The 16,722-nt window shown below is 48.0% G+C and carries 17 protein-coding genes, 1 pseudogene and 1 riboswitch; of the genes and pseudogenes, 9 read left to right on the top strand and 9 right to left on the bottom strand.

From position 1 onward, the window contains the following. Nucleotides 1-11: 11 nt before the first annotated feature. The 5 genes and pseudogenes from argJ to yjfP form a co-directional block, all read right to left on the bottom strand. Nucleotides 12-1,232 carry a bifunctional ornithine acetyltransferase/N-acetylglutamate synthase gene (argJ, locus tag M654_RS07905; protein WP_026586379.1) on the bottom strand — a complete coding sequence of 407 codons (1,221 nt, stop codon included), beginning with the start codon at nucleotides 1,230-1,232 and terminating at the stop codon, nucleotides 12-14. Nucleotides 1,233-1,250: 18 nt separating this feature from the next. Beyond that, nucleotides 1,251-2,288, bottom strand: coding sequence for an N-acetyl-gamma-glutamyl-phosphate reductase (argC, locus tag M654_RS07900; protein WP_026586378.1), 1,038 nt, complete (start codon nucleotides 2,286-2,288; stop codon nucleotides 1,251-1,253). 192 nt (nucleotides 2,289-2,480) lie between these two features. Beyond that, nucleotides 2,481-2,809 (bottom strand): annotated as a pseudogene (locus M654_RS07895) (VOC family protein). A gap of 69 nt (nucleotides 2,810-2,878) precedes the next feature. Next, nucleotides 2,879-3,187: a metal-sulfur cluster assembly factor gene (locus M654_RS07890; RefSeq protein ID WP_026586377.1), complete on the bottom strand. Its 309-nt coding sequence runs from the start codon at nucleotides 3,185-3,187 to the stop codon at nucleotides 2,879-2,881. A gap of 63 nt (nucleotides 3,188-3,250) precedes the next feature. Beyond that, a complete protein-coding gene (gene yjfP / locus M654_RS07885) occupies nucleotides 3,251-4,018 on the bottom strand; it encodes an esterase (RefSeq protein ID WP_026586376.1) in 768 nt (255 codons plus the stop codon). Nucleotides 4,019-4,139: 121 nt separating this feature from the next. Here yjfP and M654_RS07880 point away from each other — a divergent pair, with 121 nt between their 5' ends. The 4 genes from M654_RS07880 (at nucleotide 4,140) to guaC (ending at nucleotide 6,543) form a co-directional block, all read left to right on the top strand. Further along, complete coding sequence (locus M654_RS07880) at nucleotides 4,140-4,952, top strand: Cof-type HAD-IIB family hydrolase (protein WP_026586375.1); 813 nt, start codon at nucleotides 4,140-4,142, stop codon at nucleotides 4,950-4,952. Between the two features lie 91 nt (nucleotides 4,953-5,043). Further along, complete coding sequence (locus M654_RS23515; RefSeq protein WP_179115743.1) at nucleotides 5,044-5,184, top strand: hypothetical protein; 141 nt, start codon at nucleotides 5,044-5,046, stop codon at nucleotides 5,182-5,184. A gap of 1 nt (nucleotide 5,185) precedes the next feature. Continuing rightward, on the top strand, nucleotides 5,186-5,383 hold the full coding sequence (locus tag M654_RS07875; protein ID WP_026586374.1) for a DUF3813 domain-containing protein: 198 nt from the start codon (nucleotides 5,186-5,188) through the stop codon (nucleotides 5,381-5,383). Nucleotides 5,384-5,562: 179 nt separating this feature from the next. Further along, complete coding sequence (gene guaC, locus M654_RS07870) at nucleotides 5,563-6,543, top strand: GMP reductase (RefSeq protein ID WP_026586373.1); 981 nt, start codon at nucleotides 5,563-5,565, stop codon at nucleotides 6,541-6,543. Nucleotides 6,544-6,809: 266 nt separating this feature from the next. Here guaC and M654_RS07865 read toward each other — a convergent pair whose 3' ends face one another. Then, complete coding sequence (locus M654_RS07865; protein WP_026586372.1) at nucleotides 6,810-7,265, bottom strand: BsuPI-related putative proteinase inhibitor; 456 nt, start codon at nucleotides 7,263-7,265, stop codon at nucleotides 6,810-6,812. Nucleotides 7,266-7,280: 15 nt separating this feature from the next. Continuing rightward, on the bottom strand, nucleotides 7,281-8,123 hold the full coding sequence (locus tag M654_RS07860; protein ID WP_026586371.1) for a YitT family protein: 843 nt from the start codon (nucleotides 8,121-8,123) through the stop codon (nucleotides 7,281-7,283). Between the two features lie 198 nt (nucleotides 8,124-8,321). Here M654_RS07860 and M654_RS07855 point away from each other — a divergent pair, with 198 nt between their 5' ends. Continuing rightward, complete coding sequence (locus M654_RS07855) at nucleotides 8,322-9,182, top strand: DegV family protein (protein ID WP_026586370.1); 861 nt, start codon at nucleotides 8,322-8,324, stop codon at nucleotides 9,180-9,182. A 36-nt stretch (nucleotides 9,183-9,218) separates the two neighbouring features. Here the strand turns inward: M654_RS07855 and M654_RS07850 are convergent, their stop codons facing one another. Continuing rightward, nucleotides 9,219-9,413, bottom strand: a complete 195-nt coding sequence (locus M654_RS07850; protein ID WP_026586369.1) for a spore germination protein — start codon at nucleotides 9,411-9,413, stop codon at nucleotides 9,219-9,221. A 153-nt stretch (nucleotides 9,414-9,566) separates the two neighbouring features. On the opposite strand from M654_RS07850, the gene M654_RS07845 reads away from it, so the two are divergent. Beyond that, entirely contained in the window at nucleotides 9,567-9,689 is a 123-nt protein-coding gene (locus M654_RS07845; protein ID WP_077737066.1) for a DUF3941 domain-containing protein, read from the top strand. Nucleotides 9,690-9,714: 25 nt separating this feature from the next. Here the strand turns inward: M654_RS07845 and M654_RS07840 are convergent, their stop codons facing one another. After that, entirely contained in the window at nucleotides 9,715-10,563 is an 849-nt protein-coding gene (locus tag M654_RS07840; RefSeq protein ID WP_026586368.1) for a CvfB family protein, read from the bottom strand. A 157-nt stretch (nucleotides 10,564-10,720) separates the two neighbouring features. On the opposite strand from M654_RS07840, the gene M654_RS07835 reads away from it, so the two are divergent. The 3 genes from M654_RS07835 (at nucleotide 10,721) to metH (ending at nucleotide 16,715) form a co-directional block, all read left to right on the top strand. After that, nucleotides 10,721-11,212, top strand: a complete 492-nt coding sequence (locus M654_RS07835; protein ID WP_026586367.1) for a YajQ family cyclic di-GMP-binding protein — start codon at nucleotides 10,721-10,723, stop codon at nucleotides 11,210-11,212. A 78-nt stretch (nucleotides 11,213-11,290) separates the two neighbouring features. Then, nucleotides 11,291-11,402: riboswitch (SAM riboswitch) on the top strand. Nucleotides 11,403-11,476: 74 nt separating this feature from the next. After that, nucleotides 11,477-13,315 carry a bifunctional homocysteine S-methyltransferase/methylenetetrahydrofolate reductase gene (locus M654_RS07830; RefSeq protein WP_026586366.1) on the top strand — a complete coding sequence of 613 codons (1,839 nt, stop codon included), beginning with the start codon at nucleotides 11,477-11,479 and terminating at the stop codon, nucleotides 13,313-13,315. Further along, nucleotides 13,299-16,715 carry a methionine synthase gene (gene metH, locus M654_RS07825; RefSeq protein ID WP_026586365.1) on the top strand — a complete coding sequence of 1,139 codons (3,417 nt, stop codon included), beginning with the start codon at nucleotides 13,299-13,301 and terminating at the stop codon, nucleotides 16,713-16,715. Before M654_RS07830 ends, metH begins: the two co-directional genes overlap by 17 nt. The last annotated feature ends 7 nt before the right edge of the window (nucleotides 16,716-16,722 follow it).

Here is a 16,722-nt window from a genome sequence, read left to right as displayed (position 1 = left end):
CTTTCCCCTTTTTACGTGCGATAGCTCGCGTTGATTTTGACGTATTCATAGGTTAAATCACAGCCCCAGGCCGTCCCTGTTCCGTCTCCCTCACCCATACAAACATCGATTTTCACTTCGCTGTTTTCCAAGTATTCTTTGGCAAGCTCTTCGGAAAACGGCTGTGGTTCATTGTTTTTAAACAGACACTGCCCGCCGAGGTGGATTTCCACCTTTTCAGGTGTCACAGAAGCCATGCTGTCGCCGATTGCGACGATGATTCTGCCCCAGTTGGCATCCGTTCCGTAGATCGCTGTTTTGACAAGGTTGCTGGCGACGATTTTTTTGGCGATGATCCGTGCCTCAAGATTCGTTTTCGCGCCTTTGACCCGGGCTTCGATGAGTTTCGTCGCCCCTTCACCATCCCTTGCGATTTGTTTGGCGAGGTCGGTGCAGACAAGGTGCAGACCTTTTTTAAACACCGGCCAATCCTCATGCTCTTCGCTGAGACACTCATTTTCGGCGCAGCCGTTCGCCATCACGAGGACCATATCGTTAGTGGATGTATCGCCGTCGACCGTAATCTGGTTGAACGAGGCATCGGTGATTTCCCTCAGCGCTCTTTTCAGCGCGCCCTCTTCTACACAGGCATCTGTGGTGACAAAGCCGAGCATCGTCGCCATGTTCGGATGGATCATCCCCGAGCCTTTGGCGGCTCCGCCGATCGTCACTTTTTGACCGCCGATCATCAGTTCATAGCAGGTTTGTTTTGTCACCGTGTCCGTCGTTAAAATCGCTTCTTCGAAATCGCCTTCTTCGGGCGTCGTCTCTTTGAGAAGACTGATCCCTTTTGTGATTTTCTCCATATCGAGGTGCTCGCCGATGACACCTGTTGAGGAAACGGCCACAAGCTCCGGAGCAATGCCGAGAATTTCCGCCGTTTCCCGGCGCATCTCATATGCATCAACAAGCCCCTGTTGACCCGTACAGGCATTGGCAATCGCACTATTGACAATGACCGCTTGAAGGTGCGCATCCTTTTTGAGGCTGTCTTGCGTCACCTTAATCGGGGCGGCCTGGAAATGGCTCTGCGTATAAACGGCCGCACTCACCGCCGGAACTGTGCTGATGATGATGCCCAAATCCTTTTTGGAATAGCGAAGGCCGCAGTGAATTCCTTTAGCCGCATAACCTTTCGGCGAAGCGATGCTTCCATCTGTTTTTTTGATGCTGTCTTGACTCACCTGAATCATGATTTGCTCTCTCCCGTCTTATGGATAAATTGGCGTAAAATCAAGTCCCGCCGCTTCATTCCAGCCGTTCATGATGTTAAAGTTTTGAACAGCCTGCCCCGCGGCACCCTTCATTAAATTGTCGATCACCGATACGATCGTCACCCTGTTCGTCCGCTCGTCTACAGTGACGCCGATATCGCAGAAATTGCTGCCGTACACTTCCTTTGTCGCCGGAAATTCACCCGATTCTCTCACTCTGACAAAATAAGAATCTTGGTAAAAATCAGAAAACACTTGCTGCAGCTGATCACCTGACACACTTTCTTCAAGCTCTGTATAAATCGTCGCCATAATTCCTCTTGTCATCGGGGCCAAATGCGTGCTGAATGTGATCGGTTTAAAATCGGGGTCCCACCGTCTTGCAGCCTGCTCGATTTCCGGTGTGTGCTGATGTTCGTTCACCTTATAGATTTTAAAATTGTCGTTGACCTCGGAAAAATGAGTTCCCATTGAAGGCTTTCGGCCGGCCCCTGATACACCTGTTTTCGCATCAACGATGACAAACGATCCGCCGATGAATCCCTTTTTGACGAGCGGAGCCAATCCGAGCAGAACCGCTGTCGGAAAACAGCCGGGATTGGCTATGTAGTTCGCCTTTTTGATTTCTTCCCGATTTAATTCGGAAAGCCCATACACCGCTTGTTTCAGTACATCTGCCGGAGCCGGCTCCCTTTTATACCACTTTTGATAAACAGATCGGTCTTTGATTCTGAGATCGCCGGACAAATCGATGATCGGCAGGTCGTATGAAGCAAACTGCGGCGTCAGGCGGCTGGATACGCCCGGAGGAGCCGCCATAAACAAAAAATCGATTGTCTCTGCTATTTCCTCGATTTCAATCGGTTTAAGGGTTTGATTCGTCAATTTTACAAGGTGCGGATATGACTGATGGTACGGAACCCCCTCATCACTCGATGAATACAATATGCATTCATCTGTATAAGGGTGCGACCTGAGGATTCTTGTGATCTCTGCGCCTCCATAGCCAGTTGCACCTATAATACCTATTTTCAAAACGAGTTCACCTTCTTGGTCTTTGTGAAATTATTTAACATTATAACATGAATAAAAATTAATTCAATTGTATATTTAATATTTTTTTATGATTTGGCAGATTGATTTTCACCATCAAAAAAAGCCCGCACTCCATGCGGGCCGGAAAAAACGTTTGAAGCTGCCGGCGAATCATCCGAGCTTGACGAATGATCAGCCCGGAAGGTCAAGCGGCCATGAGACGCCGAACTGATCGGACCCAGGCGACTTTTTGGCTGAATCCGTAATCGCCGAGCGGCATCAACACTTCTTCGCCGGCGGTCAGCTCCTGATACAGCCTGTCGATATCCGCTTCTGTTTCACACGTCAAAAACATGAAAAAAGAAGGGATGAACGTAAAATCGTGTTTCACTGAACAGTCTATATACATAAATTCCTGTCCCTTCACTCCCTTCTCCACCATAACGGGTCAGACTCTTGATTTCCGCTTCCTCAATTAAAGATATGTATGTTCTGGCTTTTTCCGCATTTCCTTGAAACATGAAAAACGGTGTTATCTTTGCACTCCTTTAACAAAAGAGCCTGTCAAAATTCGACAGACTCTTCATCCATTATTGTATACCGAGGGCAATTTTTGCATAGCGGGACATCTTATCCCGTGTCCAAGGCGGATTCCAAACGATGTTGACATCGACCTCTTTCACTTCCGGAATATCTGCGAGCGCTTTTTTGACTTCATCGACGATGATCGGCGCGAGCGGACAGCCCATTGAAGTCAGCGTCATGGTGACGTCGGTCTTCCCGTTTTCATCCATGTCCACTTCATATACGAGGCCCAAATTTACGATATCGACGCCAAGCTCAGGATCGACGACCTGCTCAAGAGCGCCCATGATATTTTCTTTCAATGCTTCATCCACAGCACTTCACTCCTTTTTTCATCAGTATAACGTACTTTCGTTATTTTCTAAAATGAAAGTACTTTAAAGATGCTTGTCAAACCACTCCACTGTCTTCAAGAGGCCTGTCCTTGAGACTTTATGGCCCGCGCGTTCATCAGCGATAAACTGAAGCAGGTCCGGCTGTGATTCGTATTGACCGGTGATCGCTTCATAGAATCTGTGCGCCGGTGCAAACGGAACGGTGCCGTCCTGTTTGCCGTGCCAAAACAAAAGCGGCCTCATGTTCAGTTTTTCCGGCTGAAGCGAGAGATCATATTGTTTCAATTCTTCCCGCTGCTCTTCAATTTGTTCTTCAGATACAGGAATCTTGATTTGTTTTTCACGGAAATACGCGAGCTGCATGTCGAAAAATTCCACATAAGCAGGACAGCCCATCAAACTGACAGCCGCTCTGATCCATTCGTATTCGGTCAAGGCGCCCAATGTGACGATTCCGCCCATGGACGTTCCAGCTACCCCGATGCGTCCATTTTCAATCAGATTTCCCTGTTCAAAATGGTTTTTCAGCACTTCCAGCTCTTGAATTTCATTGGTGATAATCGTCCAAAACCTTGAAGCCAGCTGATCGGAAGCAAGCTGCTCCTCCCTCTCGCCGTGGCAGGCCGCCTCAGGCAAAATGACGCGCATTCCCTTTTCGGCAAGGAGGTATGCATAATGAAGGTTGTGTTCTTTTGCGCTTGTAAATCCGTGTATAAACATAACAAGAGGAAGAGCTTTCTCTTTGTTTTCCTCTTTTACAACATGTAATAAAGGAATGTTTGCAATCTGTTGATTATCGATTATGATCACGATTTTTTCTTCCTCCTTTAGGATGTCCATCATCATCAGTTTAACATGTAGACAATAAAGAAGGTAAAAAGATACACTAAGGGTAAGTCAGAATTTTAAATTTACGGTTAAAGGAGCACTTATGGAAACAAAACCATATTTAATTGCACTGGACTTAGACGGTACATTATTAAAAGATGACAAGACCATATCCGAAAGCTCTGCCGAAGTCATTCAGAAGCTCAGGGAAGAAGGCCATAAAGTCTGCATTTCGACCGGAAGGCCGTTTCGGGCAAGCTCCATGTATTATGAGCAGCTTCAGCTTGACACCCCGATCGTCAACTTCAACGGAGCGTTCGTCCATCATCCGAAGGATGAGACTTGGGGAAGATTTCACACATCCCTTGATCTGGATGTCGTCAAACAGATTATTGAAGTCAGCGAGTCCTATGATGTACACAATATCCTTGCTGAAATCGTCGATGATGTCTATTTCCACTATCATGATGAAAAATTGATCGACGTCTTTACAATGGGAAGCCCGAACATCACAGTCGGCGATTTAAGAACAAACCTCGGCCAAGATGTGACAAGCGTCCTCATCCACGCCAAAGAGGAGGATGTTTCCGCGATCCGCTCGTATTTGTCAGACGTTCATGCAGAAATGGTCGACCATAGAAGATGGGCCGCTCCATGGCATGTCATTGAATTGATCAAAAGCGGCATTAACAAAGCGGTCGGCCTGCAAAAAATTACGGACTACTACGGCATTCCCGCTGAACGCGTGATCGCCTTCGGTGATGAAGACAATGACCTGGAAATGCTTGAATTTGCAGGATGCGGCGTGGCGATGGGAAACGGTATTGCAGGTGTCAAAACCGTCGCCGACCGCGTGACAAAGTCGAATGAAGAAGACGGCATCGCCGACTTTTTGAAGGAATATTTCGCATTGTAATTTTTAATTTGCCATTCATAAGCAGGTTTAAGACAGCCATACTAGAGAAAGACGGAATGTCCGTCGAACTCGCTTTAAGGGGGCAGTCAGGATGGGTAAACGAAGCAAATCGAAAAGGTTTATTCAGCAAGGCAAAGACTCGCTTAAACAGCATGCCGCCAGGTTCCCTTACCGTTCCACATTAGAAGAAGCCGAACGGCGCACAGGACCGACCGAATGCGGAGGTCTGTAGCATGAGAAACGAATTGTTTCAAATGGCAAAGACGGCCGTTCAGGAAGCGGAAACGATGGCCAATACCGCGGAAGCAAGCGAACAAATGAAAGCGATCGAAAGGGCCAAAAACGCCGTTTCTTCCGCATTCGCCAATTCCACTGATGCAGAGCGCCGCGAGCTTCAACATCTTCAGGAACAGCTAGATCAATTATCTTAAAACACCAGGAGTTTGTGTCTTTGACACAGACTCCTTTTTTCGTTCATCAAAAACATCCATATTTCCCCATCCCTTTAAATGATAAAAAATTTGACATCAGAAACAAAACAGAGTACATTATAAAAGGCGAACGTTTTACGATATAAAATAAATAACATTCGTTTTTAGGAGTGGATATGATGGATAACGTGTTTGATTATGAAGATATTCAATTAATTCCTGCAAAATGCATTGTCAGCAGCCGTTCTGAATGTGATACATCCGTCAGCTTGGGCGGACGGACATTTAAGCTGCCTGTCGTGCCCGCCAACATGCAGACGATTATAGATGAAAAACTTGCGGCTTCATTGGCTGAAAACGGTTACTTTTATGTGATGCACCGCTTTGAACCCGAAAAGCGTCTCGATTTTATTAAAAACATGCACGAGCGCGGCTTGTTTGCTTCGATCAGTGTGGGCGTTAAGCTTGAGGAGTATCAATTTGTACAGCAGCTTTCAGAGGAAAATATCGTTCCTGAGTACATCACGATCGACATCGCACACGGGCATTCAAACGCCGTCATCGACATGATTCGGCACATAAAAAAACATTTGCCGGAAACCTTTGTCGTCGCCGGCAATGTCGGAACGCCGGAAGCGGTAAGAGAGCTGGAAAACGCCGGAGCTGACGCGACAAAGGTCGGAATCGGCCCCGGAAAAGTATGCATCACAAAAATCAAAACCGGATTTGGAACAGGCGGATGGCAATTGGCCGCACTGCGCTGGTGTGCCAAAGCTGCCAGCAAACCGATTATCGCCGACGGCGGCATCCGCACCCACGGGGATATTGCGAAATCAATCCGATTTGGAGCAACGATGGTGATGATCGGTTCATTGTTTGCCGGACACGAGGAATCTCCCGGAAGAACGATTGAAAAAGACGGAAAGCTTTACAAAGAGTACTTTGGTTCCGCTTCGGAATTTCAAAAGGGCGAAAAGAAAAATGTAGAAGGCAAGAAGATGTATGTTGAGCATAAAGGCGCGATCATGGATACGCTGACCGAAATGGAACAGGATCTTCAATCATCGATCTCATATGCCGGAGGAAACAAGCTTGAGGCGATCCGCAATGTCGATTACGTCATCGTCAAAAACTCCATCTTTAATGGGGATCAATATTAAAAAAGCATCCGGTAATGAACTGCACCCCAATTGTTAGACACCATCTAACAATTGGAGGTGCAGTTTTCTTATGGTTGCATTGATAGCTAAGAAAAGTACTCAAAGGGCATCAATCGATTGCCAGATGTGTTGCAGAATACATGAATGACTGCGATCACAAACAAATGAAAGCAAGATGAAAAGGCATGAGCCCGGTACAATATCGGACTCATGCCAATCAAACTGTTTCATGAATTATTGGGGGCGCTTCATAAGGGATGCTTTTTTCATTTCACTTCAAATGTTTTAGACGCCCGCAATGCGGAAGCGACCTGTTCCGTTCTCCCCTTGAACATGACGCTCACTTCATATTGGCCCGGCTCCGGCACTTCTTTCCACACATCTGTGAAATCATATGTTTCCTTCGGGTTCAATGTCATCGTCTGAAAAGCTTGTGTAAACATTTTCCCTTTTGAATAGCGATATCTTTCGGTTCCCGCCTCGTCTGTGACGACAAGCTCGAACTTCTGCCCGCTGCTGAATTCGAACACAACGGCTTCATCCGTATGATTGACAACCGACATTTGGAATTCGATTTCCCCCGGTTTTTGCACGGGTTCGACCGTCAAAAGAACACTCCCGTTATCCACTTCCCCAGATACCTCCTTTTCGGGGCCATCCGCCCCGTTTTGACCGCATCCACTGACAAACAGCAGCACCACAATGATCGATATCAGCCGCATTCATTCACCCTTCCTTCAGTCTTTGCGGAAAAACCCTAACACTTGAGTTGTTTGCACGACATTTGTGAAAGCTTTTGGATCAACTTCATTGATAATCTTTTCTAAATCGTATAGTTCATACCTCGTGATGACGATCACCATCATTTCTTTTTGTTCATTGGTAAAAGCACCTTTGGCCGGCACGGTTGTAATGCCGCGGACCATTTTTCCGTAGATTGCCTCCTTGATCTCCTCCGCTTTCTTTGTGACGATCATGACGGTGAGTTTGGCATGGCGGGTATGGATCGCATCAATCACCCTTGTTGTCACATATAGTGTAACGAGCGTATATAATGCTTTCTCCCAACCGTTCAATAATCCTGCTGTTAAAATGATGGCTCCGTTTAAAATAAAGAAATAGGTGCCGACCGGCTTATCCTTCCATTTCGCCAGAATCATGGCGATGATATCCAAACCGCCCGTTGAAGCTCCGTATTTCAGCGTCAGCCCGATTCCGACCGCTGCGATCACCCCGCCAAAAACGGCGTTCAGCAAAATATCGTTTGACAGGCTCGTTTCCGGCAGCATGCCAAGGAACACCGTCGTCAGCGCAACGCTTAAAACACTGTAAACCGTAAAAGAACGCCCGACCTTCAGCCACCCTAAAATGCCGACGGGAATGTTTAAAATAAACAAAAGCGTCCCGGTTGAAAAATAAATCGGGCTGTACTGGTCAAGCGCGCTCGATAAGAGCTGCGCAACACCTGTAAAACCGCTGGCATACACATCTGCGGGAATTAAAAACAAGTTTAAGCCGATCGCATTCAACAATGCACCGATGATGACAATGAACAATTTTTTCGCTTCTGCTATGACCATTTTTTGAGTTCCTCCGCTTATTCCGTATATATTTGGTTTACCCTTAAAACAATATTTTGAAAACGGCAATTTAAAAATATATGATATAGTTGATCTGAAAACAAGCTGGAATAGGCGTTCGATTTTCATCAAGGAACAGCTGTCCGCGGGCTTTCCCGCCCAAAAATCCTAACCATTTTTCAGAAAGAAGGGGTTCAAATGACCGTTCATCTTATAGCCGACAGTGCGGCGGATTTGCCTAAATCATATTATGAAAAGCATCATATCTCGTTCATTCCGCTGCGGGTGCTGCTCGATGACCAAGAGTATGATGATCTTCTCTCCATTCAGCCGTCCGACGTATATGAAGCGATGCGCGAAGGCAAAGCGCCGAAAACGTCGCAGCCGTCTCTAAAGCTTTTGCGCGACACCTTCAGCCGGCTGGCGGAAAAAAAGCAACCTGCTTTATATGTCGCCTTTTCCTCAGAGCTTTCGGGAACCTATCAGACCGCTGTGATGGCGGCAAACGAAGTCAAGGAAGAATTTCCGGAATTCGATTTGCGAATCATCGATTCAAAATGCGCTTCACTCGGTTACGGTCTGGCTGTAAGGCACGCCGTCGAACTCGCTACTAACGGCAATACAATACAAGAAATCGAATCGTCTGTAAAGGACTTTTGCGAACATCTTGAACATATTTTCACAGTCGATGATTTAACTTATTTGGCCAGAGGCGGAAGAATCAGCAAAGCATCGGCCTTCGTCGGAGGACTGTTAAACATTAAGCCGCTTCTCCATGTCGAAGATGGCAAGCTTGTCCCTCTGGAAAAAATCCGGGGCAAAAAGAAACTGCACAGGCGGATGATCGAATTGATGAAAGAAAGAAGCCGGGATTTAAGCGGGCAAACGGTCGGCATCAGCCACGGAGACGACGCGGAAACAGCCGAAGAAATCAAACGCCTGATTGAAGCCGAATTCGCGCCGAAAGAAATCGTCATCAACATGATCGGTTCAGCCGTCGGCGCCCATGCGGGACCCGGCACATTGGCGATCTTTTTTCCGGGAAAAGATAAAAGATAAACAAAAACAGGCCTGCTTAAAAGCAGGCCTGTATCGTCAGTCGTCCACGTTGATTGTCCCTTCACCAATGATCGGTGAAAGCGATTCGGCAACCACAGTCCCGACATCCGGACCGCCAGCCCCCTCGATCACCTTTTCCATTGTGACCGGAGAAATCCTGTACGCTCCGCCGAAGTTGACAATCCCTCCCGCAGACACATGATGAATGTAAACTGAGCAGCTATGTTTCATACTAAGTCTCCTTTTTCGGGTCTTATGATATATGTATGCCGGCGGAGGAAGAAGGCATAAACTTCCCGGCAAAAAATATCGCGATGGGAGAATACATAGTTTTGCCTCCGATGAGCAACATAAAAGCGACATTTTAACGGGAGGTGCTTCCTCATGAAAGATGATGATAAAAAGCCGGTTGACAACAACGCCGTCAACCAAAAGAAAAACCGGCTCGCCGAAAAAAACAGACAAGCCGGAAAACACCAGTATTCCAAAAAAACCGATCATTTGTAAGCCAAAGGGGCGATTGCGCCCGCCCCTATTTTTTCTCGTATGTCCAGCCCTCTTCCTGATAGATTTTCCCCTGCTTCATCAGGTGGCCGAGCGCTCTTTTAAACGCCGCCTTGCTCATGTTAAACCGCTCTTTGATATCTTCCGGGTCGCTTTTATCCCAAAAAGGCATCGCACCGTTTCTCGTCCTCATATAAGTGAGGATCTGTTCGGCGTCAACAGACATGGCGTCCTGCTTTCTCGGCAGGAGCGACAAATTGACCGTACCGTCTTCTTTTACTTTGATCACCCTTGCTGTCAGCCTCTCTCCAAGCCTCGGCTCTTCTTTTCTTTCAGATGAATGGATAAAGCCTCTTATGCCTTCATCGGAAATCAAAAAAGAGCCTGATGCGATCAAACGGTATACTGTTCCTGTCATCTCCTTGTTCATTAAATCGTCCGAAGCTTTGTGAAAAAGCTCGCTCATCTTGTCTTCCGGAGCAGGTTTGGCAAACATTCTGCCGTGGCTTGTGATCTTCAGCATGCAGTACAGCCTGTCCCCTTTTTGAGGCCAGACAGATTCATAAGGCGGAAGATGTTCGGTGGCGACAAGCGCATCCTTTGTGAGCCCGACATCGACGAACACCCCCATGTCGCTGACGGCATCCACGACTTCCACCCAATCGTAGTGATCAGCGCCGATGATCGGTTTTCTCATCGTAGCCGCCAAGCGTCCCTCATGATCGACATACACAAAAACGTCGACTTCTTTCAGATCTTCTATATCCGCGGTGACCTCGCTGTGATGGAGGAGAATCGATTCATCTCCGTCCGTCAAAAAGTACCCGTAGTCGGCTTTGTGATCTATTTGCAAAGTTAATTGCTGTCCCGGTCTCATATTGATTCTTCCTTTCTTCATGCACCTGTTCTATTGATGTATTCCTCCAATGTTCAAATTATTGCCAGATAACGGCCAGGCAAAACCGTACCATATTGGAAGTTTCACCTTATTCTACTATAATTGACTCATAAGTAAAATGGATGGAGGTTTTCACATGGCAAAAGAAAGCTCATTTGACATCGTCTCAAAAGTCGAACTCCCTGAAGTTCAAAACGCAATTCAAACCGCTCTGAAAGAAATCGGCACACGCTATGATTTCAAAGGTTCAAAAAGCAGCATTACGCTTGAAGGAGACGAGCTTGTCCTTGTCTCAGACGACGAGTTTAAAATGGACCAGCTGAAAGATGTCCTCGTCGGCAAGCTGATCAAGCGGAATGTCCCGACAAAGAACATCGAATACGCAAAACTTGAGAACGCTTCAGGCGGAACCGTCAGACAGCGGGGCAAACTGGTTCAGGGGATCGATAAAGACAACGCAAAGAAAATCAACAATCTGATCAAAAAATCTGGGCTGAAAGTCAAATCCCAAATTCAGGATGATCAAATCCGGGTAACCGGAAAAAACAAAGACGATCTCCAGCAAATCATCGGCCTGGTCAAAGAAGCAGACCTTCCGATTGATGTTCAATTTATAAATTTTCGATAAATTCTCAATTTACTGTTGATTATTCCCCCGATTTTCGGTAAATTGAGTTAAAGTATTCATCACACAATTGAATAGCTGTTCTTATCAAGAGAGGCAGAGGGACTGGCCCGATGAAGCCTCAGCAACCGGTGAATGAATATTCATGACCAAGGTGCTAAATCCAGCAAGCAATCTGCTTGGAAGATAAGAAGACCGACATTGTCGCTTAAAAGTCTTCTTATCAGAAGACTTTTTTATTTATCAACATGTTCAAGGGGGAAAACAATGGGTTTTTTGGATGATATAAAACACAACATTTTAATCGCCGACGGTGCCATGGGGACGCTCCTTTATTCTTACGGAATCGACCGCTGTTTTGAAGAATTGAATATATCAAAGCCCGATGAAGTTAAACGCGTCCATGAAGCATACGTCCAAGCAGGCGCCGACATTATTCAAACGAACACGTACGGTGCAAACTTCATCAAGCTGTCCAGATACGGCCTTGAAGACGAAACGAAGCAAATCAACGAAAAAGCCGTCCGCATCGCCCGTTCTGCCGCCGGTTCCGCGTATGTTTTCGGAACGCTCGGCGGAATCCGGACGTTTAATAAAAACACGTATTCACTCGATGACATTAAACGGAGCTTTCGCGAACAGCTTTACCTTCTATTAAATGAGGAGCCTGACGGGCTTCTTCTGGAAACCTATTATGATTTGGAAGAAGCGCGCGAAGTGTTGAAGATTGCCAGAAAGGAAACAGACCTGCCGATTGTTCTGAATGTCTCCATGCATGAGGAAGGTGTTCTTCAAGACGGAACACCGCTCAGCGACAGCTTAAAGCTTTTGGCTGATCTCGGAGCCGACGTGGTCGGCATCAACTGCCGCCTCGGTCCCCATCATATGATCAAAGCGCTCGAAGAAGTGCCGCTTTTGGAAAACGCCTACCTTTCCGTCTATCCAAACAGCAGCCTTCCATCCCTTGTTGAAGGTCGCCTCGTCTATGAAACTGATGACCAATATTTCAGAGACAGTGCGAAGGAATTTCGCAACCAGGGCGCACGAATCATCGGCGGATGCTGCGGTACGACGCCGCACCACATCAGAGCGATGGCTGAAGCGGTCAAAGACCTTCCGCCCGTCACCGAAAAACATGTCAAAATCAAAAAGCAAGCGCAAGCGGCCGTTCAACAAGAAAGAACAGAGCCCGCACTGGACGAACTGGCAAAAGAAAAACGATCGATCATCGTTGAACTGGACCCTCCTAAACAATTAAACTTTGAAAAGTTTCTCCGCGCAGCAGAGGAATTAAAGGCGGCGGGAATCGATGCCCTGACCTTGGCGGACAACTCGCTTGCGACACCGAGGATCAGCAATGTCGCCTGCGGGGCGCTGTTAAAGCAGCGGCTCGATATGAGGTCACTTGTCCATATCACCTGCAGAGACCGCAACCTGATCGGCCTGCAGTCTCATTTAATGGGCCTTGACACCCTCGGGCTGTCCGATGTGCTGGCGATCACCGGCGATCCGTCGAAAATCGGCGACTTCCCGGGCGCCACCTCCGTCTATGACTTGACGTCATTTGATTTGATCGGCCTGATCAAGCAGTTCAATGAAGGTTTGTCCTATTCCGGGAAACCGCTCGGCAAAAAAACGAACTTTTCTGTCGCCGCCGCCTTCAATCCGAACGTCAGACACATTGATAAAGCGGTCAAACGGATCGAGAAGAAAATCGACTGCGGCGCCGACTATTTTATTTCCCAGCCGGTCTACTCGGAGGAACAGCTCATCAAGATTCATGAGGAGACAAAGCATCTTGAGACACCGATCTACATCGGCGTCATGCCTTTGACAAGCAGCAGGAACGCGGAGTTTATTCATAATGAAATTCCCGGGATCAAGCTGTCGGATTCGATCCGCGAAAAAATGGCGCTTGCCGGAAATGACAAACAAAAACAGACGCAGGAAGGCCTCGCGATCGCCCGCTCACTGCTTGACGCCGCATGTGATTTGTTTAACGGCATCTACTTGATCACACCGTTTTTGCGCTCTGACTTGACAGCAGAACTGACGGCTTACATTCACCAGAAAGAAAAGGAGACCGCAAATGTCTATCATCAATGACCAGCTGAAGAAAAAAATCCTCGTCCTTGACGGTGCGATGGGCACGATGATTCAAGACGCAAACCTGTCTCCCGCCGATTTCGGCGGAGAGGCATATGAAGGATGCAATGAATATTTAAGTGTGACGGCCCCGCACATCATCCAAGGCATCCATGAAGCGTATCTCGCCGCAAAGGCCGATATCATTGAAACGAATACATTCGGTGCAACCCGGCTCGTGCTTGACGAGTATAACCTGGGACATCTCGCCTATGATCTGAATCTCGCTTCCGTCAAGCTCGCCAAAGCGGCCGCTGAAAAATTTTCAACGCCTGAGTGGCCAAGATTTGTCGCAGGTGCAATGGGGCCGACAACGAAAACACTCTCGGTCACAGGAGGGACAACATTTGATGAGCTGATCGCCAATTATGAGGAGCAGGCAAGGGCTCTGATCACAGGCGGCGCCGATCTGCTCCTGCTTGAAACAAGCCAGGACATGCTCAATGTTAAAGCCGGCTTTATCGGAATCAGGCAGGCTTTTGAAAAGACCGGCACAACCCTTCCCCTCATGGTATCGGGAACGATAGAGCCGATGGGCACGACGCTTGCCGGGCAGGATATCGAATCATTCTACATCTCGCTTGAGCATATGAAACCGGTCAGTGTCGGCTTAAATTGTGCGACAGGCCCTGAATTTATGACCGATCATATCAGAACCCTTTCTTCACTCGCGCGGACGGCCGTCAGCTGTTATCCAAACGCCGGCCTTCCCGATGAAGAAGGACAGTATCACGAATCCCCACAGTCACTGGCGAAAAAAATCAGGGCTTTTGCCGAGGAAGGCTGGCTCAACATCGTCGGCGGATGCTGCGGAACGACGCCCGCCCATATCGAAGCGCTGGCCGAAGAAGTCGCTGCACTCCCGCCGCGTCCGTTGCCTTCGGGGAAAAGACCGCACACCGTCTCAGGGATTGACGGCTTAATCTATGAAGAAACGATGCGCCCTCTTTTTGTCGGCGAACGGACAAATGTGATCGGTTCACGCAAATTCAAACGGCTCATCGCCGAACAAAAATTTGAAGAAGCCGCCGAAATCGCCAGAGCCCAGGTGAAAAACGGGGCGCACGTCATCGACATCTGCCTCGCCGATCCTGACCGGGATGAAGCGAAAGATATGGAAGGCTTCTTGAAGGAAGCCATGAAAAAAGTAAAAGCGCCGTTTGTCATTGATTCAACCGATAAAGAAGTCATCGAAAAAGCGCTCAAATACTCTCAAGGAAAGGCGATTATCAACTCGATCAACCTGGAAGACGGCGAAGAGCGGTTCGCCGACATTCTCCCGCTCGTCAAACGGTTCGGCGGCGCACTCGTCGTCGGGACGATCGATGAAACAGGAATGGCCGTCACCGCGGACAGGAAGGTTGAAATCGCGGTCCGCTCGCATCAGCTGCTCACCGAAAAATACGGAATTCCGGCAAGCGACATCATCTTCGATCCGCTCGTCTTCCCGGTCGGAACCGGTGACGAACAATATATCGGGTCTGCGAAAGAAACGATTGATGGTATTCGGCTCATTAAAGAACGGCTGCCTGAATGCTTGACGATTCTCGGGGTCAGCAACGTCTCCTTCGGCCTTCCTCCCGTCGGCAGGGAAATCCTGAATGCCGTCTTTTTATACCATGCCACACAGGCCGGGCTTGATTACGCGATCGTCAATACGGAAAAGCTTGAGCGGTTCGCTTCCATTCCAAAGGAAGAGATCGAATTAGCCGAAAAGCTGCTGTTTCAGACAGATGATCAAACACTTGCCTCGTTTACCGATTTTTACAGGGGAAAGAAAAAAGCGGACAAACAGCCGAAAACGTCCCTTTCCCTGGAAGAGCGTCTGTCCGAGTACGTGATCGAAGGTACGAAAGAAGGGCTGATTCCCGACCTCGAACAAGCGTTGGAAAAATTCGACACCCCGCTCGATGTGATCAACGGGCCGCTGATGGACGGCATGGCGGAGGTCGGGCGCCTGTTTAACAACAATGAGCTGATCGTCGCCGAAGTCCTTCAGTCAGCTGAAGTGATGAAATCCGCCGTTTCCTTTCTCGAAAACTATATGGAGAAAAAAGACGATAGCGGCAAAGGCAAAATTATTTTGGCGACCGTCAAAGGCGATGTTCATGATATCGGCAAAAACCTAGTCGACATCATTTTAAGCAACAACGGCTACAAAGTCGTCGATCTCGGCATTAAAGTGACACCGCAGGAGTTGATTGAAGCGATCCGCAAAGAAAATCCCGACATCATCGGTCTGTCCGGCCTGCTCGTTAAATCGGCGCAGCAAATGGTCGTCACCGCACAGGACTTGGATAAAGCCGATATCTCCGTACCGATCATGGTCGGCGGTGCGGCGCTTTCGCGAAAATTTACGAACATGAAAATCTCGCCTGAATATAAAGGTCCGGTTTTATACGCGAAGGACGCCATGGACGGCTTATCGCTCGCCAATCAGCTGCGGACGAACCCGTCGCAGTTCCTTGAGAAAAAAGAACAGGTTGCACCTCAAGCCGTCGCAGAAAAGAAACCGTCGAAAGCTGTTGTTGAAATGCTTGAAAAGCGCGCCCACATCCCGAAAGCGCCCGTCTTCAAGCCGGAGGATTTGAAGCGGCACTATTTGAAAAACATCGATCTATCCTATATCGTGCCGTACGTCAATCAGCAAATGCTGCTGGGCCACCATCTTGGGTTAAAAGGAAAGGTGAAAAAACTTTTTGCCGAAAAAAATCCGAAAGCGCTCGAGTTGAAAAACGTAATCGATGAATTGCTGAGAGACGGAAAAAAACACGGCTGGTTCGATCCCGCCGTCGTCTATCAATTTTTCCCGGCCTATAGTGAAGGAGATTCGCTTCATATTTTAGATCCGGAAAAACAGGACAACATCCTTGAAACATTTGTGTTCCCGCGGCAGGAGAAGCTTCCGTTCCGCTGTATTTCCGACTACATCCGGCCGAAAGGCGAGCTAGACTATGTATCGTTTTTTGCCGTGACAGCCGGTAGAAAAGTGAGGGAAGTGGCCAACCGCTTTAAAGCGGAAGGCGACTACTTAAAAAGCCATGCGGTACAAGCGCTCGCTCTTGAGCTGGCCGAAGGGCTCGCCGAGCGGACACACCAAATCATCCGCGACCGCTGGGGCTTTCCGGATGCACCCGACTTTACGATGGAGCAGCGTTTTCAAGCGAAATATCAAGGCCAGCGCTACTCCTTCGGATATCCGGCCTGTCCGAATCTCGAAGATCAGGAAAAGCTCTTCAGACTCATCCAGCCGGAAGGCATCGGCGTCCGCTTGACAGATGGGTTTATGATGGAGCCGGAAGCCTCCGTTTCGGCAATCGTCGTCTCACACCCGGAAGCGAGATATTTCAATGTTCATTAAAACAACC

Source organism: Bacillus sp. NSP9.1 (genome assembly GCF_000465465.2).
In the GTDB taxonomy this organism is placed as follows: domain Bacteria; phylum Bacillota; class Bacilli; order Bacillales; family Bacillaceae; genus Bacillus; species Bacillus sonorensis_A.
Note: the sequence above shows the minus strand (reverse complement) of the source record. Positions and strands in the feature narration are given on the sequence as shown.